The following is a 26,969-nucleotide window of genomic DNA, read 5'->3' as shown; positions in this document are numbered from 1 at the left end:
ACCACGATGGCCAAGTACCTGCTGCTCAAGCACTACCGCGGCGCGCCGGCTTCGGTGAACAACATCCCGATGGACCAGTGGACGCCCGAGGAGGTCACCGCCCACATCCAGTACATGCGCGACTTCGCCGACCGGCTCGTGGAGACCGGCGAGTTCGTCAGCGAGCAGGCGCTGTCGCCGGAAGGCACGTGGGTCCGCTTCGACGGCGAGGGCCGCCCGCCGGTCACCGACGGCCCGTTCGCCGAGACCAAGGACGTCATCGCGGGCTGGATGATCATCGACGTCGACAGCTACGACCGTGCGATCGAACTGGCCGGAGAGCTCTCCGCGGCTCCCGGAGCGGGCGGCAAGCCGATCCACGAATGGCTCGAACTGCGCCCGTTCTACGGCGTCACGCCTTCGGTGACCGAGTGAACGAGGAGCTGCTGCGGGAACTCGTGCCCGCGGTGATCGGCATCCTCGTCCGGCGCGGAGCGGATTTCGCGTCGGCCGAGGATGCCGTGCAGGAAGCGCTGATCCGCGCGCTGGACGCGTGGCGGGACGATCCGCCGCGCGACCCGAAGGCGTGGCTCATCTCCGCCGCGTGGCGCCGGTTCCTCGACGCCACGCGGTCGGAGTCGTCGCGCCGGGGCCGGGAAGTGGCGATGGACGCCGAGCCGCAGCCCGGTCCGGCGTCCGCGGTGGACGATTCGCTCCAGCTCTACTTCCTGTGCGCGCATCCGTCTTTGACGCCGTCGTCGGCCGTCGCGCTCACGCTGCGTGCGGTCGGCGGGTTGACCACGAAGCAGATCGCGCAGGCGTATCTGGTGCCGGAAGCGACGATGGCGCAACGGATCAGCCGGGCGAAGAAGACGGTCTCAAGCGTGCGGCTCGACGCGCCCGGCGACGTCGCGACCGTGCTGCGAGTGCTGTACCTGGTCTTCAACGAGGGTTACTCCGGCGAGCTCGACCTCGCCGCCGAAGCCATCCGGCTGACCCGGCAGCTCGCGGCGGGATTCGACCATCCGGAAGTGGCCGGTCTGCTCGCGTTGATGCTGCTGCACCACGCCCGCCGGGCCGCGCGGACGAAACCCGACGGCAGCCTCGTGCCGCTCGCCGAACAGGACCGCGGGGTCTGGGACACCCGGCTGATCGCCGAGGGCGTCGACATCCTCCAGGCGGCGCTGGCCCGCGACCAGCTCGGCGAGTACCAGGCCCAAGCCGCGATCGCCGCGCTGCACGCCGACGCTCTCGCCGCGGAGGAAACCGACTGGGTGCAGATCGTCGAGTGGTACGACGAGCTGCTGGCACTCACCGACAGCCCGATCGTCCGGCTCAACCGGGCGGTCGCGGTCGGCGAGGCGGACGGGCCTCGTGCCGGGTTAAAGGCGCTGGCGGAGCTGGACGACAAGCTGCCGCGGTATCGCGCCGTGGCGGCTTACCTGCACGAACGGGACGGAGATCTGGCGACCGCCGCGCGGCTGTACAGCGAAGCGGCGGAGAAAGCACCCAACATGGCTGAGCGCGCTCACTTGATCAGGCAGGCAGCGCGGCTCAACAACTCGTGAGCGGCGAAGCCGGTTAGAACCGGCTTCGCCACTCACGACGTCACTCGGCGTAACCCGGGATCGGGAACGGCTGCAGGAACTCGCGGATCTCGGCGGCGATCGCGTCCAGCGCGCCGTCCTGCTGCGCGGCCGCGGCGGTCACGGTCCGGTCGATCCAGTCCGCGACCTGCACCTGGTGCTCCGGCTTGAGCCCGCGCGTCGTGATCGCCGACGTGCCCAGCCGGATGCCGGACGGGTCGAACGGCTTGCGCGGGTCGAACGGCACGGTGTTGTAGTTCAGCTCGATGCCCGCGCGGTCCAGCGCCTGCGCGGCGGGCTTGCCGGGCACCGCCTTGTTGGTCAGGTCGATCAGGAGCAGGTGGTTGTCCGTGCCGCCGGAGACGAGGTCGTACCCGCGCTCGACCAGCGCTTCGGCCAGCGCCTTGGCGTTCGCGACGATCGTGTGCGCGTACTCGGAGAACGACGGCTGCTGCGCCTCCCCCAGCGCGACCGCGATGGCGGCCGTCGTGTGGTTGTGCGGACCGCCCTGCAGACCGGGGAACACCGCCTTGTCGACAGCCTTGGCGTGCTCGGCGTCGGAGAGGATCATCGCGCCGCGCGGACCGCGCAGCGTCTTGTGCGTGGTCGTGGTGATGACCTGCGCGTGGCCGACCGGCGACGGGTGCGCGCCGCCCGCGATCAGGCCGGCGATGTGCGCGATGTCGGCCACCAGCACGGCGTCGACCTCGCGGGCGATCTCCGCGAACGCCGGGAAGTCGATGGTGCGCGGGATGGCCGTGCCGCCCGCGAAGATCAGCTTCGGCCGGTGCTGGCGGGCGAGGTCGCGGACCTGGTCGAGGTCGACGCGGCCGGTTTCCTTCCGGACGCCGTAGCGGACCGGCGTGAACCACTTGCCGGTCGCGGACACGCTCCAGCCGTGCGTGAGGTGGCCGCCGTCGGGCAGCGCCATGCCGAGCACGGTGTCGCCCGGCTTCGCGAACGCCAGGTACACCGCGAGGTTGGCCGGGGAGCCGGAGTACGGCTGGACGTTCGCGTGATCGGTGCCGAAGACAGCCTTCGCACGCTCGATCGCCACCTGCTCGACCTGGTCGATGAACTGCTGGCCCTCGTAGTAGCGCTTGCCCGCGTAGCCCTCGGAGTACTTGTTGGTGAGCACGCTTCCGGTGGCTTCGAGCACCGCCTGCGAAACGTAGTTCTCGGACGCGATCAGCCGGATCTTGTCGTGCTGGCGTTTCGCCTCGTCCTCGACGAGCCCGGCGATCTGCGGATCCGCCGAGGACAGTGCGGACAAGGCGGGCTGGTGTGTCATGGCGTACTCCGGCTCTGCAGTGGCCCTCACCCAGGCGCGCGGTGCCGGCCTCGTCGTCGCTCCCCGGTGGTGCTCCACCTCTTGAATGGCGCCAGTCGCTGCTGCGGGACGAAGTTTAGTGCACCGCGCCAGCCCCGTCCGGTCCGCGGGAACGGACGGGAAACGGCTCAGACCTGCTCGAGTCCGCCGCGATGGCGCCGGGCGAGTTCCTGGTAGACCGCCGCGTTGTGGTCGACCCACAGCCGCGCGGAATCGGTGAGCTCCACGAACTTCTTCGCCGGGCTGCCCATCGCGATCGTCTCCGCCGGGACCTCGGTGCCGGGCGTGACCGTCGACCCCGCCGCGACGAACGCGCGCGCTCCGATCACCGCGCGGTCGAGCACCGTGGAACCGTTGCCGATCAACGCCTGTTCGCCGACCGTGCAGTCGTGCACGAGGCACTGGTGCCCGACGGTGACGTTGCGGCCGACCTCGGTCATCTCGGGTCCGGAGTGGATCACCGAGTTGTCCTGGATGTTCGCGCCCTCGCGGATGACGATCGGGCCGAAGTCCGCGCGGATCACCGCGCCGTACCAGACCGAAGCGTCCTTCTCGACGGTCACGTTGCCGATCAGGGTGGCGGTGGGGGCGATCCAGGCGTCCGGGTGGACCTGCGGGCTGACGCCGTCCAAGGAGAACAAAGGCATGCCGGGAGCCTAAGCGGCGTCAGCGGTATCCGGCGAAGCAGAGCGCCTCGATGTCGCCGCGGAGGCTCGCGGACGACCGCGGCCGGACGCGTTGCTGCACCACCGCGCCGAGCAGATAGCTCAGCAGCGCGCGGGCACGGGCGCGCGGATCGTCGACGTCGAGCGGGGCGAGGAGTTCGGCGAACAGTTCGGTGATCGAGGTGAGCATCGCGTCGATCGCCTGCGGGTGCTGCGCGCGGCCCGCCGCGATCCAGTACTCGAACCAGAGGAACGCGCCGCGCGGCCGGTCGGCGAATTCGGCGAGGTAGGCCTCGGTCACCGCGAAAAGCCGTTTGCGCGGGTCGGAGTGCTTGTCCGCGACCTTGCGCAGCCCCGCCGCGAAAGTGTTGATGTGCGCGGCCATCGCCCGGTCGATGAGCACGTCGATGTCGGCGAAGTAGTAGTGGATCGCGCTCTTGGTGAGCGGCCCGGCCTCGGCGATCGCGCGTACCGTGCAGCCGGCGAGCCCTTCGCGGGCGAGGACCTTGCGAGCGGCTTCGACGATCAGTTCCTGTTTCTGCAACTGGTTGGGCGACAGCTGGGTGCTGCGACCGGGTACGGCGCTCACGGTGATCCTCGTTACGTTTGTCAGGACGGCAGCCCTGAATCCTAGGCCAGTCGTCCCAACGTCTTCCGGCGGGTGAAAAACCGGATTGGCCACCCCGGTCCGCGCAGCGGACAATGCCCGGCATGGTGATCTCAGGGGACAAGGGGCTCAGCGAGGCGGCGCGCCGCCAGCTGGAGAAGGAAATCGCGGATCTGCGCGCGCAACGCGAGGCGCTATCGCCGCAGCCCGGCGAGCAGGAACGCACGGGGGACGCCGCCGACCAGGCGGACGTGATCGACCGCGCCGAGGCAGCGGCGCGTCTGGACCGGCAGATCGCCGACGTCACCGCGAAGCTGGAGCACGGCGCGTACGACAGCTCGCTGCTTCCCGACGGCACGCGGGTTTCGCTGCGTTTTTCCGACGGTGACGAGGAAGAGTTCACCGTGGTGACCCTTCCCGGCGAGGACGCGGACGCGATCACCTCGGACAGCCCGCTCGGCCTCGCGCTGGCCAACGCGAAGGCAGGCGAGGAAATCAGCTACCGCACCCCGCGCGGGCAAGCCACCGCGACGGTGCTGAAGCTGACCCCGCCCGCCAACTGACCACAGAGGACAGACAGTGGCCGCCCCGGTTTCCGGGGCGGCCACTGTTATTTGTCGGCGTTGGCCACCGTTTCGGCCTGATAGGCGAACACGCCGTCGGTCTCGACCGCGACGTGCCAGCCGCCGCAGTCCGTGTCCATCCGCTTGTGCTCGCCCGCCGGCCACCAGTCCGCGGTGAGCGTCGGCGCTTTCGCCTCGGCCTTTCCCGGCTTGCACAGCGCGGGCAGGCCGGCGGGACCTGGCTGATAGCGCAGAATCCGTTCCGAACCAGTGGTGCGGATCAGTTCGGTGACCGACTTCGCGTCGTCGGGCACCCACGATGGGAGCCGGGCCTCCGCGTTGGCTTTGCCCTGCTTTCCGGTGTCGTAGGAAACGGCCTTCACGTGGCCGTTCGACTTCTCCTCGATCGAGGCGCCGAGCCCGCACGACGCGACCGTGGCCAGAGCCGCGATCCCGGTCGCGGCCAGTACCGCCTTGTTCCGCACGCTGTTCATGGCTTCCAGTCAACCGAGACCGGCGTGCCCCGCCCTCGTTCTTCCGGTCCTTTGCCGCTGGCCAGTCGGCCGACTCCGTCCCTCACATGAGTGAAATCGCGGATCATTCTTCGCCGTCGAGATGAGCCCGCAGCGCGGCGAGCGGACCGTCCCAGTCCCGCGCGAGCGCGGCGAGGAACTGCTGCGCGACCCGCATCGGCGCGGAATCGAGCCGGTACCGCACGCGGCGGCGCTCACCGGGTTCAGCGGCGACCAGCCCGGCGTCGGACAGCAGGCCGAGGTGCTTGGCGATCGCCTGCCGCGTGATCGGAAGCCGCGCCGCCAGGTCCGTCGCCGTCGCCGGACCGCGTGCGGCCAGTTCGGCGAGGATCGCGCGCCGGGTCGGATCGGCGAGCGCGGCGAACACCTGCTCGGCGACCGCTTCGGAGTCAGCTGCCATCGAGACTGGCCACCAGCTCGTCCAGTTCGCGCGCCCAGCCTTCGACGTGCGAACGGTAGGTCGCCGGGTACTGGCCGTCCGGCAGTTGCGCGAACCCGGATTCGACGACGGTGAGCCGGGTCCCGCCGCCGTCCGCCCGCAGCGTGAACTCGACGTACGTGCGCCGCGGGTCGTCCTCCGGCATCCCGTCGACCTGCCAGGTGAAACCGAACACCGCGGGCTCCTCGACGCGCTCGACCCGGATCTCGGCAGTGCGCTCGCCGATCCACGCGACCCGGCCGAGCCCGCCCGGACGCAGGTCGATCTCGGCCTCGTCGCCGAACCAGGCGCTCAGGCCGTCGGCGGTGGTCAGCGCCGTCCACACCGTCGCGGGCGGCTGTGCCAGCTCGACCGTCCGCTCGATGCGGTCGGGAAACCCCATGTCGTGCTCCTTCCGGACCGAGCCTAGGCAACCACACCTCATTGACGCAACTGAATGGTTGCCATAGTGTTGCAACCGTTCAGTTGCATTACTTGGCGAAAGGAAGACCGATGAACTCCTTCACCACCGAGCTGACCGTCGACCGCACCCCCGAAGAGGTCTTCGCCGCGGTCACCGACGTCCGAGCCTGGTTCAGCAAGACGATCACCGGCACCGCGACCGCGGTCGGCGACGCGTTTTCCTTTGTGGACAAGGGAATCCCGTCGACCCGGATCCGTGTCACGGAGCTCGTGCCCGGCCGCCGCGTCGCCTGGCACGTCGAGGACGCGTACGTCGCCTTCACCGACCAGCCGGACGAATGGACCGACACCCGGATGAGCTTCGACATCTCGCCAGGCCCGAACGGGACCACGTTGCGCTTCACGCACCACGGCCTCACTCCGGACCAGGCTTGCTACCGCGAGTGCTCGCGCGGCTGGACGAGCTGCGTCAACACGAGTCTGCACGCGCTGCTGACGACTGGCGTCGGCGAGCCGATCCCGGAATCCGCTGCCCCGCAACGCAGCTAGGGAAGCTGCAGGTCGGAGGCGTCACGCTTGGCGTGCATCTCCCACAGTGTCTCGGCGATGTCGGCCGGGTCGATCTCCGGAAACTCAGTATTGGGTTCGAGGGCACCGGACAGCAGTGCGGAATGGACGGCGCTGCCCCTGATCATGGCTCCGATCTGGAGCGTCGCCGCGTGCACGCCGTGCGGCGAGATTTCCGCTGACAGGCTCTGGATGTAGTTGCGGGTCGCCGCCATCGCCGGGCCGATGCCGCTCAGGACAGGCGCGGGCTGCGTCGCCGAGACACTCTGGCTGATCAGGATGCTGCCTTCGCCGCGGTCGCGCAGTTCCCCCAAAACCGCCTGGACCAGAGCGATCGGGGTCAAGAAATACAGCTCGAGAAGCTGCTGCATGACTGCCGGGGTCAAGTCGGCGGCGGGAGTGAAACCGTTCAGGTCCAACGGCGCGTACGCCACCACGTCGATCCGCTCGAAGCGGCCGCGGATCTCGTCGACCAACGCGGGAATCTCCGCCGGACGCGACAGATCCGCCGGGAACGCCGCGGCTTCGATGCCCTCCGCGGCCAGTTGATCAGCCAAGGCCGCGAGCCGTTCACGGTTGCGCGCGACGAGGGCGATCCGGAAGCCCTCGCCGCCGAAGCGCCGGGCGATCGCAGGGCCAAGGCCGGTGCCAGCACCGAGCAGAACCAGGGTTTTCGACACGGAACCTCCATAAGTTGATGGTGATCTCAACTTTGACGCCAAGTTGAGACCGTTGTCAACTTTCTCGTCCGCACCTACGATGACCTGGTGAAAACGGAGGGGAAGCCCACGCTGCGCCGAGACGCCCGCCGCAACCAGGAACGGCTTCTCGCCGCGGCGGCGGACGCCTTCCGGGAGAAGGGCCTGACGGTTCCGCTGGAGGAGATCGCGCAGCGGGCGGGCGTCAGCGCCGGGACTCTCTACAACCGCTTCGGCGGGCGGGAAGCGCTGATCGACGCGGTGATGCCGGAACTGGCCGCCGAGCGGATGGACGAGGCGATGCGCCGGGCGGAGGCGGTCGACGACCCGTGGGAATCGTTCGTCACCTACGTGACCGTGCTGTGCGAACAGCAAGCCGACGACCCCGCGTTCCGCGACGCGATCAGCAGGCAACTCCAGGACGCGCCTGAACTGACCGCGCGCTGCACGGCCGAACTCGCGAAGTCGGTCCGGCTGCTCGAACGCGCGCAACGGTCCGGGACGCTGCGCGCGGATGTCACGTCCGACGATTTGATGCTGCTGATCTTCACGAACGCGCTGATCGTGCGCGAGACCGTTGAGGCAACCCCGGACGCGTGGCGGCGCATGCTCTCGTTCAGCCTCGCCGGACTGCGCGCCGATTGTGGTAGCTAGGACGCATGCGAAGATCTTTTTCCCTCAGGGGAATCTCATGAACGATGACGTTTCCCAGAACCTCGTCGTCTTCCGGATCAAAGGCCTCCCCGAACCGGTGCTGACGAGCGCGCCCACCCAGGCCGAGGACGCGGTCGAACAGGCGTGGGCGAGCATCCGGCAGCAGCACAAGGTGCGCGGGTCCGCGGTTTTGGCCGTGTACAGCGAATGGCAGCCCTCCGCGGCCGATCAGAAATTCATGGCCAAGAATTTCCGGAAGGCCGAGTGCACCTACAGTTTCCCCCGGCCGGGTCCCGGTGAATGGGACCGCGCCTTCGCCGAAGCCCGCGCCGTAATGGCCGAAACCGAGCAGCGGAAAAGCGCCGAGGAGATCCTGCCGATCCTCTGGAGCGCGTCCTCGCCGCGCGCCGAACTGCTCGAGGCCCTGCCGCACCGCACGCTCGTGCCCGGCAAGGTGTCGGTCGCGCTGGCGGTGGTGTCGCGGACCCCGGAGGGCAAGATCGGGATGCAGCACATCACCCGGCACGAGCAGGAGCAGATGGGCGCGCCGCTCGAGAAACTGTTCGACGTCGGGTTCGGCTGCCTGGTGCGCGGACTGACGTTCGAGGTCCGCAGTTCGGGCGAGGACGTGCTGGTCTCGCTGGCCAGGGAGAACCAGCTGGCGGCGTCCGCACTCGCACTGCCCGATCTGCATGCCCAGCTGGCACCGCACCTCGGGACTGGAGACCTGATCGTCGGCCTGCCCTGCCCGGACGAGATGTACGTCGCCAGGGAGGGCTCCGACATGGCGGACACCGTCCGGAAGCAGGTGCTCGCTTCGCCGTACGAGACGACAGAACTGGTCCCGTCCGTCCTGCACCTCGGGTCCGGCGGGCTGGAGCTGCTCGCCGAACGGAGCTAACTCCCCTAACGGGTGAATCTCGGGATTGCCCATCGAACGAATCAGGCCCCGTCCGAGGTGTCTCGGACGGGGCCTGATTCGTGGAGCCGCCTGGGGGAATCGAACCCCCGACCTATTCATTACGAGTGAATCGCTCTGGCCGACTGAGCTAAGGCGGCATGCCGCTGTGCGACGGTCATCAGTGTAGCGGAGGCGTGGTGCGTCACCTTGCGGGGGCCGCGTCGTTAGGCTCCTATGACTTCGGTCTCACCCCCCGACCCGGCGATCCACTGGAGGACCCGGCACATGCAGCGAAGACTGCCCCGTGCGCTGGCGGTACCCGCAACTGCCGCGTTGCTGCTGCTCCTGGCCGCGCCGGCCGGTGCGCAGGAGATTCCCACGACGCCGATTCCGCAGCCGAACAACCCCTCGCAGCCGCCCGCGTCCGCGCCCATCGGGCCGCAGCCGCTCGGGCACGCGGTGGGCGACGCGGGCACCGCGCTCGGCGTCCTGCGGCTGCTGCCGAACTCGGTCACCACGAGCACGATCCTTCCGGGCTTCGGCCAGACGCTGCCGAAGCAGTCCGCGCTCGAGGCCGGCATGGGCCTGTCCAGCGCGTCGGCGAACTCGGAGGCCTACCTGGCCTACGAGAAGTCGATCGCGCAGTCGTCTCCGTTCGGGCTGGCCGTCGGGGGCCAGGCTCCGCAGACGCCGGGCAGCCTCGTGCAGACCGCGCTTCCGGACAACCCGAAGGAGATCAGCGGGGGCCTGAACGCGCCGCCGAACCCGCTGCTCAACGTCGGGCTGCTGAACGGCACCGCGCACGCCCGCTGGAGCGAATCGCTCGGCCCGTGCGTGGACACGATCGCTGACGCCAGCACGTCCGTCGCGAGCCTGTCGCTGCTGAACGTCATCCCGACGCTGCCGCAGGTCCCGCTGCTCGGCAGCGGCGGGCTGAAGCTGCCGGACGGCACCCAGCTCGCGCAGGGCTTCGACCCGAAGAGCGGGCTGCAGAGCCTCGGCGGCCTGCTGCCCGGTAGCGGCCAGACTCCCGCGACGGGCACCGGTTCGCTGCTGAGCCTGCCGAACACGCTGTCGTCGCGGTCGCAGGTCAAGCTCGTCGACATCCCCGGTTCGAAGAACAAGGCGGTGCAGTCGAGGTCCACGCTGCAGGCGGCGGACATCAACATCCTCAAGGGCACCCCGCTCGAGCTGAACCTCAAGGTCGCCAGCCAGCCGACGCTCACCGTCACCTCCACCGGCGACGCGAAGACGTCCAAGGTCGACTACCAGGCTCCGGTGATCACCATCGCCGCCGGCGGCAAGACGCTGTACACGCTCGACGCGGCGCACCCGACCAAGGACATCCCGATCGGCCTGCCGCTCGCACCGCTGAGCCAGCAGTTCGGTGCGCTGGACAACGTGCCGGTGGTCGGCGGCCTCGTCGCCACCGCGACGAAGGGTCTGCAACAGCTCGGCGACACCACCGGGAAGGTGCTCGACCTCGGCGTGCTGCGGCTGAGCATCGCGAACCTGGACCAGAAGCAGTCCGAGGCGACCACGCCGTTCAAGGGCTACCAGATCGGCGCGGCCGCGCGGCTGCTCGACCTCCAGGTGCTGCCGACGCAGAAGCTCAAGGAGCTGCTGCCGAAGCAGGCAGGCGACAACCTGCCGTCGTCGCTGGCGCAGCTGTCGCTCGGCGAGCAGATCGCCCGCTCGTACGCCCCGACCGGCGGCGTCGTGTGCGGTTCGACGACTCCGCCCGCCCCGCCGCAGGGCGGTGCCGCACCGGCCGGTCCGGTGAAGCACCTGGCCTACACGAACGGCGCGTACGACACCGTGCCGCTGTTCTGGACAGGCACGGCGATGCTGCTGCTCGGCGTCGTGATGGTGGCGGCGTTCCCGAACCGGCGGCGTCCCGCGCTGGTGCTGAAGCGGCCGACCGGCGGTCCGGACACGCCGTTCAAGCCGTCGCCGCATCCGCGCGACTGACGCGCTAGGCAAGAGAGAACGGCCCCCTCGCTGCTGGCGAGGGGGCCGTTTTCGTTAACCGGTCTGGGTCAGCCTTGGCGAAGCGTGGTGACCATGGCTTCGACCGCGATCCGCGGCTTCACGTTCAGCCCGATCGCCTCACGGCACTCCAGGACGGCTTCCAGGCGGCGCATCGTCGATTCCAGCGACCAAGCCGCCGCGGCCGAGTTGATCTGCTCGGCGTGGTCGGGATGCGTCAGCGTCGCACCGGAACGCGAAGCCGTCACGAGCACGTCGCGGTAGAACCCGGCCAGATCCACCAGGGCGATGTCGAGCGTGTCGCGCTGGGTTCGCGTCGCACGGGACTTCTGGCGCTTCTCCAGTTGCTTCACCGCGGCCTCGGCGGCACGCTTCGCTCCGGCGACGCCCTTGCCGGTGCCGTCGCCGCCCATCGCGGTGCGCAGTTCGGAGCGTTCCTGCTCGTCGCGGCCCTTGCTTTCCTCGCCCGCGTCCGCTTCCGCCGCGCTGATCAGCTGGTCGGCGCTGGTGAAAACGTCGTCCGGACGACGCAGTCCGAGCGGAATCCGCAGCACGGTGGCACGACGCTGGCGAGCGGCTTCATCAGTGGCGAGGCGGCGCGCGCGGCCGACGTGGCCGTTGCACACCGCCGCGGCCCAGTTGGCACGCTCGGGCTCGACGCCGTCCCGGGAGATCAGCACCTGCGCGATCGCCTCGGCGGGCGGGGTGCGCAGCGGGACCAACCGGCACCGCGAACGGATGGTGACCGAGACGTCCTCCGGATGATCCGACGGCGCGCACAGCAGGAAAACGGTGCGGGCGGGCGGCTCTTCCACGGCCTTGAGCAGCGCGTTCGAAGCGCCCTCGGTGAGCCGGTCGGCGTCCTCGATGATCACGACCTGCCACTCGCCGGTCGTCGGCCGGCGCGCCGCCGCCTGCACGAGCGCGCGCATCTCGGCGACCGAAATGGACAGTCCTTCCGGGACGACGAGCCGCACGTCCGCGTGGGTGCCGGCCATCGTCGTCCGGCAGCCGGGGCAAGCGCCGCAACCGGTTCCGGTGCTGCACTGCAGGGCCGCGGCGAACGTACGCGCGGCGACCGAACGGCCGGAGCCGGGCGGTCCGGTCAGCAGCCAGGCGTGCGTCATCGCCGCTGGCGCGACGGGTTCCCCGGCCACGATCTTGGCCGCCGCGGCCGCTGCGGTCGACAGCGTTTCCACGGCAGGCTCCTGGCCGACAAGCTCAGTCCAGACGCCGATCGGGGTCGTCACCGATCCTCCACTTTGGACACTACGGGCAATGCGTCCGCACCGTTCTGCGTCGCTTCCGCTTCGGCGGCCGCCGCCTCGGCGACGTCCGCGACAGCCGCGTCCTCGGGCTCCTCCTCCGGCGGTTCCGCGGGGGCGAGCCCGGCGAGCGAGCCGACGAAGACCGACTGGACGGCGCCGCGGACGCGACCCGCGACGTCGCCGTCGGAGCCCTCGGCGTCGACCACCACGTACCGGTCCGGGTCGGCGGCAGCCATCTCGGCGAGCAGCTTCTGCACCCAGAGCTGGTCCTTCAGCGGCGGCTGCGGAGCATCGGCATGCTCGGAGTCGAGAAGCACGGTGAGATCGGGGCGGAGCCGTCCGGTGGCCCAGTCGACCAGGCCTTCCAGCTCGTCGCGGTCCAGCTCGCCCGCCGCGGACAGCGAGGCGAGCGGGGAGTCGACGAAGCGTTCCATGACGACGACGGACCCGGCGTCGAGCGCGGGCTGGATCTGACGTTCCACCAGCTCGGCACGCACGGCTGCGGCGACGAGCGCCTGCGCCCGCACCCCGGTGAGGGCAGCGTCCGAGACGAGGGTGCGGAAGCGCTGTTCGCCGAGCGCCGGGTCGGCGGTGAGGACGACCGGACGGGTGCCGGTACCGAGCCAGCGCGCGAGACGAGCGGCCTGCTCAGCGGTGTTGACCGCGGTGGTGCCCTCGATGGCGATCAGGAAGCCGTTGACGCGGCGCGGGTTGCGGCGCAGCGCGTTGCGCAGGTCGCTGAAGATTTTCTCGGTGCGCCGCTCGTCCATCTGCCGGTACGCGATGATCCCGAGCAGCACGGCGAGCAGGCCTCCGCCGAGGATGACCGGACGGGTGCCGTCGACGATGATCGGCGTGCCGAACAGGTTGACGTTGCGCTGCCGGACCAGGCCGATCAGCACCGGCGTGACCACCGTCGCGCCGAACAGCACGATCTTGAGCATCGCCTGGTAGATCGCGTTGATCCGGCCGCGGATCGCGTCCTCGACGCGGGAGCCGATGATCGTGACGCCGGTGAGGAAGGCGGTGCCGGCGCAGATGCCGACGAAGGCGACCGCGCCGACCGAGATCGCCAGGTGCGGCGACAACGCGACGACGCCGAGCGCGAGCCCGGCGAGGACGATCGAGATGCCGAACAGCCGGTCGTGCGGGAGCCGATGCGCGAGCTTCGGGGCCAGCGCCATGCCGAGCGCCAGGCCGATGAAGACGGCCAGCATCAGCAGGTTGAACGCCGCGTCGCCGCCGAGCAGCGACGACGAGTACGGCTTGGCCGCGCCGATGACCGCGCCGCCGGCCGCGAACGCGCCGAAGGCACCGATCAGCAGGCCGCGGACGATCGGCGTGCTGCGGACGAACTTCAGCCCGTCGCGCATCATCGCGCCGAAGCCGAACTTCTCCTCGTCGGCCCGCTTGACCTTCTGCTGCGGCAGCGAGTGGACGTCGCGCAGGGAAAGCTCGGGGATGCGGGTGGCGACGAGAATGCCGCTGATGAGGTACAGCAGGCCGGTGATGACGACGACGACCTTGGCGATGTACAGGTCGACGCCGGGGCCCTGGAACAGGTGGAACGTGGAGTTCGCGCCCTGGATCAGCGCGTTCGCCCCGGCGGCGGTGATGACGGCGAGGCCGTAGGTCATCACCATGCCGAGCTGGTTGGCGGTCTCGACCTGCTCGGGGCGGCGCAGCAAGTTCGGCACCGCCGCGTCCTTGGACGGGATCCACATGATCGAACAGCAGCCGACCAGGAAGTTCGCCACGAACAGCCACCACGGCGCCCCGACGACGGCGATCGAGAGCAGGAACCCGCAGCGCAGCAGGTCGCAGACGACCATGATCTTGCGCCGGTCGAACCGGTCCGCGAGCAGTCCGCCGACCGGCGCGAAGAGCAGGCCGGGCAGCAGCGCGGTGACGATGACGCCGACGAACGCGTAGTTCTGCGCGGAGTAGTTGTCGAGGAGTTTGGTGCTCAGGCTGGTGAGATTCAGCAGGTTCAGCCAGTCGGCGACACTGCACAGATACGTGACGCCCCACAGCCGACGGAACGGTTTGATCGCCAGCACCCGGCGGGCCCGATGGATCGTGGACGTCCCGCCCGATCCGCCCGGGCCGGTGCCAGGCACCGACCGTACGCCCTCGCTGATACGCCCACCCCACTTGTCACGGCGGAGTCAGGCGACCCCGGCGGATCCCCCGACCGTGTAGCAGCCAGGGTAGTCCCGCCGCGCACGGGAGGAGGGCACGCCCCGTGATATCCGAGGTCAGCGAGTGTCAGCCGAACAGCCCCTTCACACTGCTCACCAGGCTAGCGATGAGCTCGATCGCCACGATTCCGAACACGATGAGCAACACCACAGCGAGCACCACGCCCGCCGTGCTGCTGGACGGACGCCCGAAGCTGGGCATGCTGAGCGAGGGCATCCCGCGCCGGCTCTGCCGCTCGGCGAGCTCTTCCTCGATGTCGTCGTCAGCGATCTCGGTAACCCGCTTCGGCCGAGGCCGGGGCACCTTCTTGAGCAGCTGAGGAGCCTTGGTCGGCCAGGTCCGCTGCCGCGGCAGCAACCCGAGCGGAACCAGATCCGGCCGGTCGGAGGGCGGAATCGGATTCGGCGTCTTGACGACTTCTTTTTTCTTGGCTTCCTCTTTGAGCGCGGCCTCGACCATCCGCTTGACCTCTTCGGGGTCATGCTGAACCGGCTTGGCGGTCGGCAGCGGCCGGGGCGCGCGGTTGGACGCCATCTCGAACCCGGACAACGGATCGGAGAACCGCTCGCCCCCGACCTCGCCGACGTCACCGGCCAACGTCCCGTCCCGGTCAGGCCCGGAGGCGGGAAAAAACGGAGTCCCGTCGCTCGTGCTCATGGTGACCACCTCACTACGGAATGTCCGCCGAGTCCAGTGTCGGCGAGAGTACCGGTCCCCGCATCCACCCAATGGCCGCAGAACCACTACTGCCCGCGCCCGGGAGAAGGCGCGCCACCCGGACCAGTGACCTCCTGCGGACGGGCTTGGGGAGGGGTTTTGGCGGCGGAAACTGCGGCTTCCGGCGGTGGTGGGGCGGGGTTGCTTTTAGGGGGCGTGGATGGCTGGTTGTAGGGGCTGAATGGCCGGTGGGCAGGCAGGGGCGTGCGGTCCGCGGCCGAACCGGTTGGCCTGGCCGACCTGGTAGCCAAGCCGACAGGGCCGCCAGAACGGCACGGCTCACAGGCAGCCGGGCTGGCGATTCGGCTGAGCTGGCAGGCGGCCGGGATGGCCGCCTCAGTCGGAGCCAATGAACCGACAACGTCCGCCTCGGGAAGGCGCTAAGCGCGATTGAGCCACGCTCGCCCCAGCCAACCGCGGCCGGAGCCGAGCCTGGATCAGCACCGCTCGGCAGGACCCGTCGCACGCTCAGCCGGACCGCCCCAGCTCCAGCCGGGCCGGCTCGAACTCAGGCGAACCGCCCCGCGCTCAGCCGGGCTCTCCCGAACACGACCGGACCGCCCACGCTCAACCGGACCACGCCGAACCCAGCCGAGCTGGCCCGCACCCAGCCAGGCCCTCCCGAACACGACCGGACCGCCCACGCCCAGCCGAACCGCGCCGAGCCCAGCCGGGCCGAGCCCAGCCGGGCGAGCCGAGCTGGGCCGAACTCAGGCGAACCGCCCTGCACTCAGCCAGGCTCTCCCGAGCACGACCCGCACCGCCACGCCCAACCAGGCCGCGCCGAACCCAGCCGAGCTGGCCCGCGCTCAGCCGGGCTCTCCCGAGCACGACCCGCACCGCCCACGCTCAACCGGACCGCGCCGAGCCCCGCCGGGCCGCCCTGCGCTCAGCCAGGTCCTCCCGAGCACAACCGGACCGCCCACGCCCAGCCGAACCACGCCGAGCCCAGTTGGACCGCATCGGACTCACACGGGCTCTCCCCGGGCTCAGCCGCCCAAGACCAGCCCAGCTCCCTCACACCTGGTCAAGCATGGCTGCGCACCGCCTCCACAATCCAAGCCTCGGCAGTCCCCCGGGTAGCCGGAGACCACGTCACCACCCAACCGCCTCTGCCGCCGCCTCGCGGGGCGGCTCGGAACTGGTACCTCCCTTGATCGTTGTCCACCAATCCGAACGCGCCGTGCGGATACTCCGCCAGCACCGCGTCCCGGACGGCCAGGTCCACCAGCACCGTTCCCTGCCGGGGCCGGGCGACGGCTTGCCGGATGACGTCCAGGTCTCCCCACGCCGCCCGTGGGATCAGGCCGCTGTCGTCCGTTTCGATGCGCACGGCGGGGCCGGGGCCGGGCGGGCGGTCAGGCAGGCCGTCGAACACCCATCCCGGCAGTGCGCTGAGCATTCCGGACCGCAGCCGCGCCCGGCGGCCCAGTTTGCTCATCACCGTGGTGAAGTCCTCGTCTCCGAAGAACCGCACCTCCCACGGCTCCTCGCTCGCCGGGAACACCCCGGTGACCACTCCCCGGATGAACCCGCCGCGCAGCACTCGGTACAGCTCGACCGCCTCGGCGGTCACCTCCCCGTCCGCGGCGAGGCCGAGCGCGGCCATCCCGGCGACGAAGCGCGTGTACTGCTCCACCTCCTCGGCCAAGCCGGCGCCGAGCATCGGCCCGAACGACTGCCGGACCTCCTCGGCGAGGCTCAATCCCGAAGCCGCTCCGGCGGGCTCCTCCTCGGCCAGCACGGGCGGCACCTCGAAATGCGGGTCGTAGAACTCCATCACCGAAGGCCGCTGCGGCATCTCGGCCCGCAGCGGTCCGATGACCTCGTCGATGACGTCGAAGACGACGGGTGCTGAACTGCTCACCCCGTCATTGAACACCCTGGTACCGACAATTTCTCGAACTTTTGTTCGAGTCAACCCATCCGTGCGCCGAGCGGTCGGTCAGCGCCGCGACACCGGCTCGCTGACACGCATCGTGGGCGCGAGAAAACCGACCGTGACCACGAGGGCGCCGACCACGGCGAGCGTCCAGTGCAGGCCGATCCCGCCACTCAGGCCGCTGACCAGCACCGGACCGGCGAGGAACCCGAGGTACCCGCACGCCGCGACGGCCGCGATCGCCCGGCCCGGCGCTTCCGGCTGTTTGCGCCCGGCCGCGCTCCACGCGAGCGGCACCATCCCGGACACGCCGAGCCCGACCACGGCGAACCCGATCACCGCGACCACCGGCACCGGAACCGCGACCACCAGCAGGAACCCGGCGACCGTCACCGCCGTGGCGACCCGCATGAACAACACCGCACCAACGCGCTCCACGACCCGGTCGGCCACCGTGCGCACCGCGATCATGGTGATCGAGAACGCGAAGTAGCCCAGCGACGCGACAGCCGCGCTCGCCGTGGTGACCTCCCGGAGGTAGACCGCGCTCCAGTCGTTCACCGTGCCTTCCGCGACGAACCCGCAGAACGCGATCACGCCCAACGGGATCAATGCCTTGCTGGGCAAGGCAAACGCTGCCTCGCCCTGTCCGCGATCAGCACCCGGCAAGAACTGCGAAGCGGCGAAGATCCCGAGCACGAGCAGCACGACGCCAGCGCCGGTGAAATGCGCTTCGACTGGCACCCGCCAAACTTCCATCAGCGCCGCGAGACCCGAGCCCGCCAGTCCGCCGATGTTCCAGAACGCGTGGAAACCAGCGAAAATCGGCCGCCCGTAAGCCTCTTCGACGCGCGCGGCGTGCGCGTTCATCGAGACGTCCAGCAGGCTGTTGCCCACTCCGAGCACGACGAGCGCGGCGACGAACAGCGGCGCGTCCGGCGCGAAGGCGACGAGCGGCAAACCGCCGCACAAGACCGTGGCCCCGAAAAGAACCCCGCGCCGGCTGCCGATCTTCGTGATCAACGGTCCCGCCGCCAGCAAGGCGACGACCGAACCGGCGGCGAGCCCGAAAAGGCCGATCCCGAGCTCGCCGGCGCTGAGGCCGAGTTTTCCTTGTACCGCGGGAATTCGAGCCGCCCACGAAGCAAACGCCGCACCGCACACCGCGAAAACCACGGAAACCGCGGCACGCGCGCGCTGTGTCTCCCCCATCCATCCCCCTGACACGAGAAAGGGCCACCCGGAGTTTTCCAGGTGGCCCTTCAGATCCTCGTTACTTCGACTTCGTCGCGGTGCTGCTCCGCTTCGCCGGCGCCTTCTTCGCAGTGGTCGACTTCGCCGCCGCCGACTTGGTCGTGGTCGACTTCGCCGGTGCCTTGCGCGTCGTCCGCTTCTTCGGAGCCGGGCCCTTCGCGCGCTTCTCCGCCAGCAGCTCGGCAGCGCGCTCCGCGGTGAGTTCCTCGATGCTGTCGGACTTCCGCAGCGTCGCGTTGTACTCGCCGTCGGTCACGTACGGGCCGAAGCGGCCGTCCTTGACCACCATCGGCTTGCCCGACACCGGGTCGTCGCCGAGTTCCTTCAGCGGCGGACGCGCGGTGGCAGACCGGCCGCGCTGCTTCGGCTCCGAATAGATCTTCAGCGCCTCTTCCAGCGTGATCGAGAACAGCTGGTCCTCGGTCTGGATCGACCGCGAGTCCGTGCCCTTCTTCAGGTACGGCCCGTAGCGCCCGTTCTGCGCGGTGATCTCGTCGCCTGACTCCGGGTCCTTGCCCACGACGCGCGGCAGCGAAAGCAGCTTCAGCGCGTCGTCGAGCGTGATCGTCTCGATCGACATCGACTTGAACAGCGAGCCCGTACGCGGCTTCGGCAGCTTCGCCTTCGCGGCCTTCTTCTGCGCCGCCGTCGCGTCCTCGGGCAGCTCCGGCTCAGGCAGCAGCTCCGTGACGTACGGGCCGAAGCGGCCTTCCTTCGCCACGATCTCGTGCCCGCTGACCGGGTCGGTGCCCAGCACGCGACCTTCCTGCGGCGTCGCGAAAAGCTTCTCCGCGATCTCCGCCGTCAGCTCGTCCGGCGGCAGGTCTTCGGGCAGGTTCGCGCGCTGCGACTCGCCGTTGACCTCGCGCTCCAGGTACGGCCCGTAGCGGCCGACGCGCACCACGACCTGGTGCCCTTCGGCGTCGCTGAACATCGGGATCGAGTTGATCTCGCGCGCGTCGATGCCCTCGACGCTGCCGTCGACCAGCTTCTTCAGCCCGCCGAGCCGGCCGACCGAACCCTCGACGCCGAAGTCGCCGCCGAAGTAGAACTTCGACAGCCATTCGACGCGGTGCTCGTCACCGCTGGCGATGCGGTCCAGCTCGTCCTCGAGACCGGCGGTGAAGTTGTAGTCCACCAGCCGTTCGAAGTGCCGCTCCAGCAAGCCGATCACCGCGAACGCGACCCACGACGGAACGAGGGCGGAGCCCTTCTTCCAGACGTAGCCGCGGTCCTGGATGGTCTTGATGATCGACGCGTACGTCGACGGGCGGCCGATGCCCAGCTCTTCCAGCTTGCTGACCAGGCTCGGCTCGGAGTAGCGCGCGGGCGGCGACGTGGAGTGGCCGTCCGCGGACAGCTCGGGCGCGGTCAGGCCCTGGTCCTTGACCAGCACCGGAAGCCGGCTCTGCTTGTCGTCGGCCTCGCCGCCGGCCTCGGAGTCGACTGCCTCGACGTATGCCTTCAGGAAGCCGGCGAAGGTGATCGTGCGGCCCGAAGCGGCGAAGGTGCACTCCTCGCCGGTCGTGGCGGTGCCGATGATGCGCACCGACATCGTGGTGCCCTTCGCGTCCGCCATCTGCGACGCGATCGTGCGCTGCCAGATCATCTCGTAGAGCCGGAACTCGTCGGTGTCCAGCTCTTTCGCGACCTGGCCCGGCGTACGGAAGACCTCGCCCGACGGACGGATCGCCTCGTGCGCTTCCTGCGCGTTCTTCACCTTGCGCGTGTACTGGCGCGGCGACGGCGAGACGTACTCCTTGCCGTACAGCTGCGTTGCCTGGCTTCGCGCGGCCGTGATCGCCGACTCCGACAGCGTCGTGGAGTCGGTACGCATATAAGTGATGTAACCGTTCTCGTACAGCTTCTGCGCGACCCGCATCGTGCGCTCGGAGGTGAAGCGCAGCTTGCGGCCCGCCTCCTGCTGCAGCGTCGACGTCATGAACGGCGCGTACGGCTTCCGCGTGTACGGCTTCTCTTCGACGCTCGCGACCTTGAAGTCGCGGTTCTGCAGCCCCTGGGCCAGCGCTCGGGCGTCGGACTCGCCGAGCACGCGGATGTCCGCGGTGTTGCCCTTGAGCTGACCGTTGGAGTCGAAGTCCCGACCCGTCGCGAGACGTGCACCGTCAACCGCGATGAGCCGCGAGGGGAACGTACGCGGCGAAGCGTCTTCGCCAGCGTCCATGGTCGCCGAGATGTCCCAGTACGACGCCGAGGTGAAGCGCATCCGCTCGCGCTCGCGCTCCACGACGATCCGCGTCGCCACGGACTGCACACGGCCCGCCGAGAGCTTCGGCATGACCTTCTTCCACAGCACCGGCGAGACCTCGTAGCCGTAAAGCCGGTCGAGGATGCGGCGGGTTTCCTGCGCGTCGACGAGGTCGGCGTCCAGTTCGCGGGTGGCCGCGGCGGCGGCCTGGATGGCCTGCTCGGTGACCTCGTGGAAGACCATCCGGCGCACCGGCACCTTGGGCTTCAAGGTCTCCAGCAGGTGCCAGGCGATGGCCTCGCCCTCGCGGTCGGGGTCCGTCGCGAGGTAGAGCTCGTCGACGTCCTTCAGCAGCCCCTTCAGCTCGGTGACCTTGGACTTCTTGTCCGGGGTCACGATGTAGAGCGGCTTGAAGTCGTTGTCGATGTCGACGCCGAGCCGGGCCCACGATTCGCCCTTGTACTGCGCGGGAACGTCAGCGGCGCCGCGGGGCAGGTCCCGGATGTGCCCGACGGAGGACTCGACGACGTAGTTGCCGCCGAGATAAGGGGCGATCTTGCGGGCCTTGGTAGGCGACTCGACGATCACCAGCCGCCGTCGATCGGCACCGTTGCCCCCGGCGCCGCTCTTCTTGGTCCGTGTTCCTGCCACGCTGCCCTGCTCTCCACTCATCTCCGCGCCGCCGCAGCGGCGCTCTCACCCCTGCACCAGAGGGGTACTGCGCCCGCGTCTCGACCTGTCAGTGTGCACGTCCCCAGTGTCCGCGCAGCGCCGAGGTGCCCTGACGAGCCGCCGGGCCCTTGCCCGTCGGATCGCCGCTGACCTCGGCGATGTTTCCTTTCCACACCTAGCACGTGATATCGGACACGTGCCGTGCAGGGTAACCGGTCATACCACCGATACCCTCCGTTAGACGGTGGCGGGTCCAAGGACGTCGACGGTTCACTTATTCCTCCCCCCAGCCGAAAGGAACCCACCATGATCCGCCGACTGGTTGGCACCGCGATCGCCATCACGGCGACGTTCGCGCTGGTCACCGCCCCCGAAGCGAGCGCGGCGACCACCACGTTCACCGGTGCCGTGGCGCTGTCCAACTGCTCTGGTTCGGTCGTGAAACCGGCCGCCACGCCGATGGACGCGCCCGCGATGGTGCTCTCGAACGGGCACTGTCTCGAAGACGGCATGCCCGATCCGGGGCAGGTGATCGTCGGGCAGCCTTCGAACCGCTCGTTCGACCTGCTGTCGCCGGACGGCCAGAGCTCGGTGGGCACCGTGACCGCGACCAAGGTCGTCTACGCGACGATGACCGACACCGACATCTCGCTCTACCAGCTGAGCGACACCTACGCCGACATCGAGCAGAAGTACAGCGTGCCGCCGCTCGAACTGGTCAACGCCCATCCGCAGGCGGGCACGCCGATCGACGTGGTGTCCGGGTACTGGAAGCAGATCTACTCCTGCTCGATCGACGGTTTCGTGCACGAACTGCACGAGAACAACTGGGTCTGGAAGGACTCGATCCGGTACGTGCCGGGCTGCGCGACCATCGGCGGCACGTCCGGTTCGCCGGTCGTCGACCGCAACACCGGCAAGGTCATCGGCGTGAACAACACGTCCAACGACGACGGCCAGCGCTGCACGCTGAACAACCCGTGCGAGGTCGACGAAGCGGGCAACGTGACCGTGCGGCCGAACTACAAGTACGGCCAGGAGACCTACGGAATCCCGGCCTGCCTGACCCCGGCCAACGAGATCGACCTCAACCAGCAGGGCTGCACCCTGCCGAAACCGTAAGACACGTCCTCGGAAAGGTCCCTCGTCGCTCCGCTGAGCGATGGGGGCCTTTTCTCTGCGCGGCTCTACCCCACAGCCTCCAGTAAATACTGTGAAGCGCTCTCCGCCGGAGCGCCTCGGCGCGGCTCCCCCGCCGTCCGTTCGCGGCGTTCCCCGGCCGGCGGCAGCTCCGGCCACGCCGCCTCCGCGCCCGCTGGAGGTTCGCCGATCAGCTCCAGCAGACCGGCCAGCTTCCGCCGCCCGCTGACGCGCACCGCGGGTTGCTCCGCCTTCGGGCCGAGCAACCGCGCCTGGACGCCCAGCGGCGCGAGCACGGCCAGCAGCTCCTCGTGCATTCCCGGGGCCAGCGGATCGACGCCCAGCAGGTAGCCGCCGGGTTCGGGACGACCTGCCGCGAGCGCCCACATCCGCAGCATCGCGCCGCTCAGCCGGAAGCCGCCGGGCACCGCCTTGCCCGAATCGTCCTCCGCCGGACCGGTGTGCCCCGGCCGCAGCCACTGTTCGGCGAGCCCGAGCAGATCGACCCGGAACGACGTGCGCACTTGCGGACTGCCGCAGTCGGCCACCGCGACCTGCGCGTCCGCACCCCGGCTCCGGCATTCGCGCGCCAGCACCCGAGCCCGCCACGACTCCTCGACCAGCACCGACAGCCGCGCCGCCGTGCGGCCGAACCCGGTGATCTGCCCTTGGCAGCACAACAGCCCGGCCAGGTCTGGCAGGCCCGGGCCGGTCGCCTCCGCCGAGAACAGCGAGATCGTCCGATCCACGCCGCGATGATAGAACACAAGTTCGATTGAAGGCGAGCGTCACGCCGAGGTTTTTCCCGGGCACGCAGTGTTGCCGGTATAGTAATACCGGCATTGGGGGTTCCTTTGTTCGAAGTCGCCGAACGCGTCCGGGTGCGCGCCGAGCTGATCGCCGCGGCCCGCCACGACGCGGACATCGCAGGTGCCGCGCTGGTCGGATCGGCCGCTCGCGGGACCGAGGACCGCTGGTCGGACATCGACCTCGTCCTTCAGCTCGCGGAGGACGCGGACGAACCCGCAGTCGTCGCACGCTGGACTCAGTCGCTCGACGAGAAGTTCGGCGTCGCCGACACCCTCGACGTGACCTCGCGCGAAGGAGTTCGCTACCGGGTCTTTCTCCTCGGCTCCTCGCTCCAGGTCGACTTGTCGTTCTGGCCCCACGAGCTGTTCCGGGCCACCGAGGACGGTTTCCAGATCGTTTTCGGCCAGGCCAACGAGCCGACCCGCGCCGCGGAACCGGGCAGCGAGCAGGTGATCGGCATGGCCTGGCTGTACGCGCTGCACGCCCGCTCGGCCATCGCCCGCGGACGGACGTGGCAAGCCGTCCTGATGCTCGACGACCTGCGCGACCAGATCATCGCGCTGGAATGCCTGCGGCACGGCTTGAATCCTTGGCACGGGCGCGAAGTCGACCGGCTGCCCGAACCGGTGCTGGCGACGCTGCGAGACGGCCGGGCGGCGTCGGTCAGCTCGGCCGAGCTCGAACGGTCTCGGCAGGCGCTGCTTCAGCACTACCTGTCCGCCGTCGCGCACCATGACGCGGAGCGCGCCGCCGCGCTTCGACGGGCGCTCGATCCTGATCAGCGTGGCGCGGGCGGGACGACCAGCTGCTGACAGCCCGCCGCGCGCTTGCCCGCCGCGGACAGGGCTGGCGTCGCATCCAAGCCCTCGAGGACGTCGAGCCGAGAAATCTGGTCGATAGCCGATTTGGCGTCGTCCAGCGCCGCATTCACCGCGGCCGGATTGTCGGCCGCGTCGAGTTTGCCGCGCACCTCGTCCGCCTGCTGCCGCACCGAAGCGAACTGGCCGAGCAAAGCCGTGCGCGCCGGTTCGCCGCCGGGCAGCGGCGCGGGACCGACCCGGTGCAACCCGGACACGGTCTGGTCGATGCCGCGGGCGACCGACGCCAGAAGATCGCTCGACGTGCGAGTGGCCTGCGCTGACGAACTCGGATCGATCGAAGGAAGATTCGCCAGCGCACGAACCAGGTGCGTGACCGCCCCGCAGTATCCGTCGGCCCATTTCGCGGCCGGATCGGATTGGCCCGCGGTTTCCGAGTGCCCGCCGGACACGACCTGCTCGGTCGGCGGCGGCGGTTGCCCGCAGCCCGTGAGCCCTATCCCGATTCCTGTTGCCAGCGCGGCTAAACCGGTCCACCGCGGCCGCACCCGCACCACTCCTGTCCGTCGAGATCCGTGTCCTCCGCACGGTACCGACCCGCCAGTAGTCCGCAACTCGCCCCGGGGAGCGGACGCGAACGGGCCCGGCACGCACGAGGCGTACCGGGCCCGAATGGAGCAATGCGTCAGGCTTTCGCCTCCGCCGGAGTCTCCGACATGACGCTGCCGCGCCGCTTGGACACGACGATCGCCGCGACGATCACCGCGACCGCGACGACCGCGATCACGATCCGCCACGTGGTGTCCGCGCCGCCGCCGAGCGTCAGCGTGACCACCGCGGGCGCGATCAGCACCGAGACCAGGTTCATGACCTTGATCAGCGGGTTGATCGCGGGACCGGCGGTGTCCTTGAACGGGTCGCCGACGGTGTCGCCGATGATCGTCGCCTCGTGCGCGTCGGAACCCTTGCCGCCGTGGTTGCCGTCCTCGACGAGCTTCTTGGCGTTGTCCCAGGCGCCACCGGAGTTGGCGAGGAAGATCGCCATCAGCGTGCCGGTCGCGATCGCGCCGGCCAGGTACCCGGCGAGCGCACCGGTGCCGAGACCGAAACCGACCGCGATCGGCGCGAAGACGGCCAGCAGACCCGGCGTCGCCAGCTCCCGCAGCGAATCGCGGGTGACGATGTCGACGACCCGGCCGTACTCGGGCCGCGTGGTGCCCTCCATGATCCCGGGGATGTCGCGGAACTGGCGGCGCACCTCGTACACCACCGCGCCGGCGGCACGCGAAACCGCGTTGACCGCGAGACCGGAGAAGAGGAACACGACCGCCGCGCCGACGATCACGCCGACCAGCGTGTTCGGGCTGACCACCTGGTTGACGAACGAGGACACCGCGGTGACCGCGCCCTCGCCGCGTTCGGCCACGGTTTTCGCGATCGCGTCCGAATAGGACCCGAACAGCGCAGTCGCCGCCAGCACCGCGGTGGCGATCGCGATGCCCTTGGTGATGGCCTTGGTGGTGTTGCCGACCGCGTCCAGCTCGGTGAGGATCTGCGCGGCCTTCTCGTCGACGTCGCCGGACATCTCGGCGATGCCCTGCGCGTTGTCCGAGACCGGGCCGAAGGTGTCCATCGCGACGATGACGCCGACGGTGGTCAGCAGGCCGGTGCCGGCCAGCGCCACCGCGAACAGCGCGACGCCGCCGCCGAGCAGGTAAGCGCCGAACACGGCCGCGCCGATCACCAGCGCGGTGTACACGGCGGACTCGAACCCGACCGAGATGCCGGACAGAATCACCGTCGCCGCACCGGTTTCCGACGTCTTGCCGACGTCCTGCACCGGCTTGTGCTCGGTGCCGGTGTAGTAGCCGGTGATGCGCAGGATCAGCGCGGCGAGCACGATGCCGATGATCACCGAGACCGTCGCGATCACCGCGGGGTTGCCGGTGTTGTGCGCGTAGCCCTCGCCGAATTCGGCGAAGCTGTTCGGCAGGTACACGAACGCCGCGATCGCCGACAGCACCGCGGAAATGACCGCGGAGATGTAGAACGAGCGGTTGATCGTGACCAGGCCGCCCTCGCCCGCGCGCGCCTTCGTGATGTAGACGCCGATCACCGCGGTGATCACGCCGATGGCGGGCACGATCAGCGGGAAGATCAGGCCGGACGCGCCGAACGCGGAGCTGCCGAGGATCAGCGCGGCGACGAGCATCACCGCGTAGGACTCGAAGAGGTCCGCGGCCATGCCCGCGCAGTCGCCGACGTTGTCGCCCACGTTGTCGGCGATCGTCGCGGCGTTGCGCGGGTCGTCCTCGGGGATACCCTGCTCGACCTTGCCGACCAGGTCGGCGCCGACGTCGGCGGCCTTGGTGAAGATGCCGCCGCCGACCCGCATGAACATGGCGATCAGCGCCGCGCCGAAACCGAAGCCCTCCAACACCTTCGGTGCCTGGCCGGTGTAGACGAGCACCACGACGGCCGCGCCGAAGAGGCCGAGCCCGACGGTGATCATGCCGACCACGCCGCCGGTGCGGAACGCCACGCGCATCGCCTTCTCGCGCCCGCCCTCCTCGCGCGACGCGGCGGCCACGCGCAGGTTCGCCTGCGTGGCCAGCCACATGCCGAGGTAGCCGATGGTGAACGAGAACGCCGCCCCGACGAGGAAGAAGATCGACCGGCCGATCCGTTCGCTCCAGTCGTCCGCGGGAAGCGCGAACAGGAGCAGGAACACGATCACGCCGAAGATGGCGAGGGTGTTGCGCTGCCGCTTCAGGTATGCGGCCGCACCTTCCTGCACTGCCTTGGCGATGTCCTGCATCTTGGCGGTGCCCTGGCCCGCGGCCAGCACCTCCTTGAGCAGTACGTAACCGATGGCCAGTGCGACAAGGGCGACCACGGCGACCACACCGACGATGGTGTAGCCACCCCCGGAGAGCGTGATACCGCCCTCCGCGAGGAACTGCCGGGACATTCGTCCTCCTGGGAACGCCGTTTGGCCAGCGCGGGCCCGTCGTACCCGGCGCGCCTGCGCTGGCGTGGATCTGTGCCGAAGGACACGCTAGCCGTGCAAGCAATGCACGTCTC

At 69.6% G+C, this 26,969-nt stretch carries 25 protein-coding genes and 1 tRNA gene; 9 read left to right on the top strand and 17 right to left on the bottom strand.

The window, feature by feature from the left end; genetic code table 11:
* The first annotated feature begins 6 nt into the window (after positions 1-6).
* On the top strand, positions 7-414 hold the full coding sequence (locus FKO37_RS06260) for a YciI family protein (RefSeq protein ID WP_134662001.1): 408 nt from the start codon (positions 7-9) through the stop codon (positions 412-414).
* Complete coding sequence (locus tag FKO37_RS06255) at positions 411-1,547, top strand: RNA polymerase sigma factor (RefSeq protein ID WP_134728487.1); 1,137 nt, start codon at positions 411-413, stop codon at positions 1,545-1,547. The genes FKO37_RS06260 and FKO37_RS06255 overlap by 4 nt, the downstream gene beginning before the upstream one ends.
* Before the next feature lie 40 nt (positions 1,548-1,587).
* Here FKO37_RS06255 and glyA read toward each other — a convergent pair whose 3' ends face one another.
* From glyA to FKO37_RS06240, 3 genes are all read right to left on the bottom strand, one after another.
* On the bottom strand, positions 1,588-2,856 hold the full coding sequence (gene glyA, locus FKO37_RS06250; protein ID WP_037808297.1) for a serine hydroxymethyltransferase: 1,269 nt from the start codon (positions 2,854-2,856) through the stop codon (positions 1,588-1,590).
* A gap of 167 nt (positions 2,857-3,023) precedes the next feature.
* Positions 3,024-3,542 carry a gamma carbonic anhydrase family protein gene (locus FKO37_RS06245; protein ID WP_043827126.1) on the bottom strand — a complete coding sequence of 173 codons (519 nt, stop codon included), beginning with the start codon at positions 3,540-3,542 and terminating at the stop codon, positions 3,024-3,026.
* 19 nt (positions 3,543-3,561) lie between these two features.
* Positions 3,562-4,149: a TetR/AcrR family transcriptional regulator gene (locus FKO37_RS06240; RefSeq protein WP_037808304.1), complete on the bottom strand. Its 588-nt coding sequence runs from the start codon at positions 4,147-4,149 to the stop codon at positions 3,562-3,564.
* A 122-nt stretch (positions 4,150-4,271) separates the two neighbouring features.
* On the opposite strand from FKO37_RS06240, the gene FKO37_RS06235 reads away from it, so the two are divergent.
* Positions 4,272-4,730 (top strand): GreA/GreB family elongation factor, encoded by a 459-nt coding sequence (locus tag FKO37_RS06235; protein ID WP_037808306.1) that lies wholly within the window; start codon positions 4,272-4,274, stop codon positions 4,728-4,730.
* Between the two features lie 47 nt (positions 4,731-4,777).
* Here the strand turns inward: FKO37_RS06235 and FKO37_RS06230 are convergent, their stop codons facing one another.
* From FKO37_RS06230 to FKO37_RS06220, 3 genes are all read right to left on the bottom strand, one after another.
* Positions 4,778-5,224 (bottom strand): hypothetical protein, encoded by a 447-nt coding sequence (locus FKO37_RS06230; protein WP_134728488.1) that lies wholly within the window; start codon positions 5,222-5,224, stop codon positions 4,778-4,780.
* Positions 5,225-5,327: 103 nt separating this feature from the next.
* Complete coding sequence (locus FKO37_RS06225) at positions 5,328-5,663, bottom strand: helix-turn-helix transcriptional regulator (protein ID WP_134728489.1); 336 nt, start codon at positions 5,661-5,663, stop codon at positions 5,328-5,330.
* The gene (locus tag FKO37_RS06220; RefSeq protein WP_134728490.1) at positions 5,653-6,084 is read right to left on the bottom strand and encodes an SRPBCC domain-containing protein; all 432 of its coding nucleotides are present in this window, start codon (positions 6,082-6,084) and stop codon (positions 5,653-5,655) included. The genes FKO37_RS06225 and FKO37_RS06220 overlap by 11 nt, the downstream gene beginning before the upstream one ends.
* Positions 6,085-6,194: 110 nt before the next feature.
* Between FKO37_RS06220 and FKO37_RS06215 the strand changes: the two genes are divergently transcribed.
* Entirely contained in the window at positions 6,195-6,653 is a 459-nt protein-coding gene (locus FKO37_RS06215; RefSeq protein WP_037808312.1) for an SRPBCC domain-containing protein, read from the top strand.
* Here FKO37_RS06215 and FKO37_RS06210 read toward each other — a convergent pair.
* The gene (locus FKO37_RS06210) at positions 6,650-7,351 is read right to left on the bottom strand and encodes an SDR family oxidoreductase (protein ID WP_134728491.1); all 702 of its coding nucleotides are present in this window, start codon (positions 7,349-7,351) and stop codon (positions 6,650-6,652) included. The two genes, FKO37_RS06215 and FKO37_RS06210, sit on opposite strands and share 4 nt — an antisense overlap.
* An 87-nt stretch (positions 7,352-7,438) precedes the next feature.
* On the opposite strand from FKO37_RS06210, the gene FKO37_RS06205 reads away from it, so the two are divergent.
* Both FKO37_RS06205 and FKO37_RS06200 read left to right on the top strand, forming a co-directional pair.
* A complete protein-coding gene (locus FKO37_RS06205) occupies positions 7,439-8,023 on the top strand; it encodes a TetR/AcrR family transcriptional regulator (RefSeq protein WP_167754083.1) in 585 nt (194 codons plus the stop codon).
* A gap of 37 nt (positions 8,024-8,060) precedes the next feature.
* Positions 8,061-8,924, top strand: a complete 864-nt coding sequence (locus FKO37_RS06200; RefSeq protein ID WP_238603954.1) for a hypothetical protein — start codon at positions 8,061-8,063, stop codon at positions 8,922-8,924.
* An 81-nt stretch (positions 8,925-9,005) separates the two neighbouring features.
* On the opposite strand, the gene FKO37_RS06195 is transcribed toward FKO37_RS06200, so the two are convergent.
* Positions 9,006-9,082: transfer RNA gene (locus tag FKO37_RS06195), tRNA-Thr, on the bottom strand.
* Between the two features lie 127 nt (positions 9,083-9,209).
* Here FKO37_RS06195 and FKO37_RS06190 point away from each other — a divergent pair.
* Positions 9,210-10,895 (top strand): hypothetical protein, encoded by a 1,686-nt coding sequence (locus tag FKO37_RS06190; protein ID WP_238603953.1) that lies wholly within the window; start codon positions 9,210-9,212, stop codon positions 10,893-10,895.
* A 68-nt stretch (positions 10,896-10,963) separates the two neighbouring features.
* Here FKO37_RS06190 and FKO37_RS06185 read toward each other — a convergent pair whose 3' ends face one another.
* From FKO37_RS06185 to topA, 6 genes are all read right to left on the bottom strand, one after another.
* Positions 10,964-12,163, bottom strand: a complete 1,200-nt coding sequence (locus FKO37_RS06185; RefSeq protein WP_238603952.1) for a DNA polymerase III subunit delta' — start codon at positions 12,161-12,163, stop codon at positions 10,964-10,966.
* Positions 12,160-14,301 carry a dTMP kinase gene (locus tag FKO37_RS06180; protein WP_238603951.1) on the bottom strand — a complete coding sequence of 714 codons (2,142 nt, stop codon included), beginning with the start codon at positions 14,299-14,301 and terminating at the stop codon, positions 12,160-12,162. Before FKO37_RS06180 ends, FKO37_RS06185 begins: the two co-directional genes overlap by 4 nt.
* A gap of 148 nt (positions 14,302-14,449) precedes the next feature.
* Entirely contained in the window at positions 14,450-15,040 is a 591-nt protein-coding gene (locus tag FKO37_RS06175) for a hypothetical protein (RefSeq protein WP_238603950.1), read from the bottom strand.
* Between the two features lie 1,087 nt (positions 15,041-16,127).
* Positions 16,128-16,982: an ESX secretion-associated protein EspG gene (locus FKO37_RS06170; RefSeq protein ID WP_043827118.1), complete on the bottom strand. Its 855-nt coding sequence runs from the start codon at positions 16,980-16,982 to the stop codon at positions 16,128-16,130.
* Positions 16,983-17,045: 63 nt separating this feature from the next.
* Positions 17,046-18,194 (bottom strand): MFS transporter, encoded by a 1,149-nt coding sequence (locus tag FKO37_RS06165; RefSeq protein ID WP_238603949.1) that lies wholly within the window; start codon positions 18,192-18,194, stop codon positions 17,046-17,048.
* 61 nt (positions 18,195-18,255) lie between these two features.
* A complete protein-coding gene (gene topA / locus FKO37_RS06160; RefSeq protein WP_238603948.1) occupies positions 18,256-21,117 on the bottom strand; it encodes a type I DNA topoisomerase in 2,862 nt (953 codons plus the stop codon).
* 306 nt (positions 21,118-21,423) lie between these two features.
* Here topA and FKO37_RS06155 point away from each other — a divergent pair, with 306 nt between their 5' ends.
* Complete coding sequence (locus FKO37_RS06155) at positions 21,424-22,239, top strand: serine protease (RefSeq protein ID WP_238603947.1); 816 nt, start codon at positions 21,424-21,426, stop codon at positions 22,237-22,239.
* Positions 22,240-22,304: 65 nt separating this feature from the next.
* On the opposite strand, the gene FKO37_RS06150 is transcribed toward FKO37_RS06155, so the two are convergent.
* Entirely contained in the window at positions 22,305-23,006 is a 702-nt protein-coding gene (locus FKO37_RS06150) for a hypothetical protein (protein WP_238603946.1), read from the bottom strand.
* Positions 23,007-23,099: 93 nt separating this feature from the next.
* Between FKO37_RS06150 and FKO37_RS06145 the strand changes: the two genes are divergently transcribed.
* Positions 23,100-23,879, top strand: a complete 780-nt coding sequence (locus tag FKO37_RS06145; RefSeq protein ID WP_238603945.1) for a nucleotidyltransferase domain-containing protein — start codon at positions 23,100-23,102, stop codon at positions 23,877-23,879.
* On the opposite strand, the gene FKO37_RS06140 is transcribed toward FKO37_RS06145, so the two are convergent.
* Entirely contained in the window at positions 23,846-24,433 is a 588-nt protein-coding gene (locus FKO37_RS06140) for a hypothetical protein (protein ID WP_238603944.1), read from the bottom strand. The genes FKO37_RS06145 and FKO37_RS06140 overlap by 34 nt on opposite strands.
* Positions 24,434-24,570: 137 nt before the next feature.
* Positions 24,571-26,856 (bottom strand): sodium-translocating pyrophosphatase, encoded by a 2,286-nt coding sequence (locus FKO37_RS06135; RefSeq protein WP_037808341.1) that lies wholly within the window; start codon positions 26,854-26,856, stop codon positions 24,571-24,573.
* Positions 26,857-26,969: the final 113 nt, after the last annotated feature.

The organism is Amycolatopsis sp. Poz14 (genome assembly GCF_006704225.1).
Classification (GTDB): Bacteria; Actinomycetota; Actinomycetes; order Mycobacteriales; family Pseudonocardiaceae; genus Amycolatopsis; species Amycolatopsis nivea.
The sequence above is the reverse complement of the archived record's forward strand: the minus strand, read 5'-3'. Positions and strand labels throughout refer to the sequence as shown.

Excerpts from the sequence above, each read along its gene's own strand:
- FKO37_RS06190 (WP_238603953.1), top strand. The coding sequence starts at position 9,210 with ATGCAGCGAAGACTGCCCCGTGCGCTGGCGGTACCCGCAACTGCCGCG.
- FKO37_RS06245 (WP_043827126.1), bottom strand. The coding sequence starts at position 3,542 with ATGCCTTTGTTCTCCTTGGACGGCGTCAGCCCGCAGGTCCACCCGGAC.
- FKO37_RS06175 (WP_238603950.1), bottom strand. The coding sequence starts at position 15,040 with ATGAGCACGAGCGACGGGACTCCGTTTTTTCCCGCCTCCGGGCCTGAC.
- FKO37_RS06260 (WP_134662001.1), top strand. The coding sequence starts at position 7 with ATGGCCAAGTACCTGCTGCTCAAGCACTACCGCGGCGCGCCGGCTTCG.
- FKO37_RS06235 (WP_037808306.1), top strand. The coding sequence starts at position 4,272 with ATGGTGATCTCAGGGGACAAGGGGCTCAGCGAGGCGGCGCGCCGCCAG.
- glyA (WP_037808297.1), bottom strand. The coding sequence starts at position 2,856 with ATGACACACCAGCCCGCCTTGTCCGCACTGTCCTCGGCGGATCCGCAG.
- FKO37_RS06225 (WP_134728489.1), bottom strand. The coding sequence starts at position 5,663 with ATGGCAGCTGACTCCGAAGCGGTCGCCGAGCAGGTGTTCGCCGCGCTC.
- FKO37_RS06135 (WP_037808341.1), bottom strand. The coding sequence starts at position 26,856 with ATGTCCCGGCAGTTCCTCGCGGAGGGCGGTATCACGCTCTCCGGGGGT.
- FKO37_RS06215 (WP_037808312.1), top strand. The coding sequence starts at position 6,195 with ATGAACTCCTTCACCACCGAGCTGACCGTCGACCGCACCCCCGAAGAG.
- FKO37_RS06155 (WP_238603947.1), top strand. The coding sequence starts at position 21,424 with ATGATCCGCCGACTGGTTGGCACCGCGATCGCCATCACGGCGACGTTC.
- FKO37_RS06200 (WP_238603954.1), top strand. The coding sequence starts at position 8,061 with ATGAACGATGACGTTTCCCAGAACCTCGTCGTCTTCCGGATCAAAGGC.
- FKO37_RS06230 (WP_134728488.1), bottom strand. The coding sequence starts at position 5,224 with ATGAACAGCGTGCGGAACAAGGCGGTACTGGCCGCGACCGGGATCGCG.
- FKO37_RS06220 (WP_134728490.1), bottom strand. The coding sequence starts at position 6,084 with ATGGGGTTTCCCGACCGCATCGAGCGGACGGTCGAGCTGGCACAGCCG.
- FKO37_RS06165 (WP_238603949.1), bottom strand. The coding sequence starts at position 18,194 with ATGGGGGAGACACAGCGCGCGCGTGCCGCGGTTTCCGTGGTTTTCGCG.
- topA (WP_238603948.1), bottom strand. The coding sequence starts at position 21,117 with ATGAGTGGAGAGCAGGGCAGCGTGGCAGGAACACGGACCAAGAAGAGC.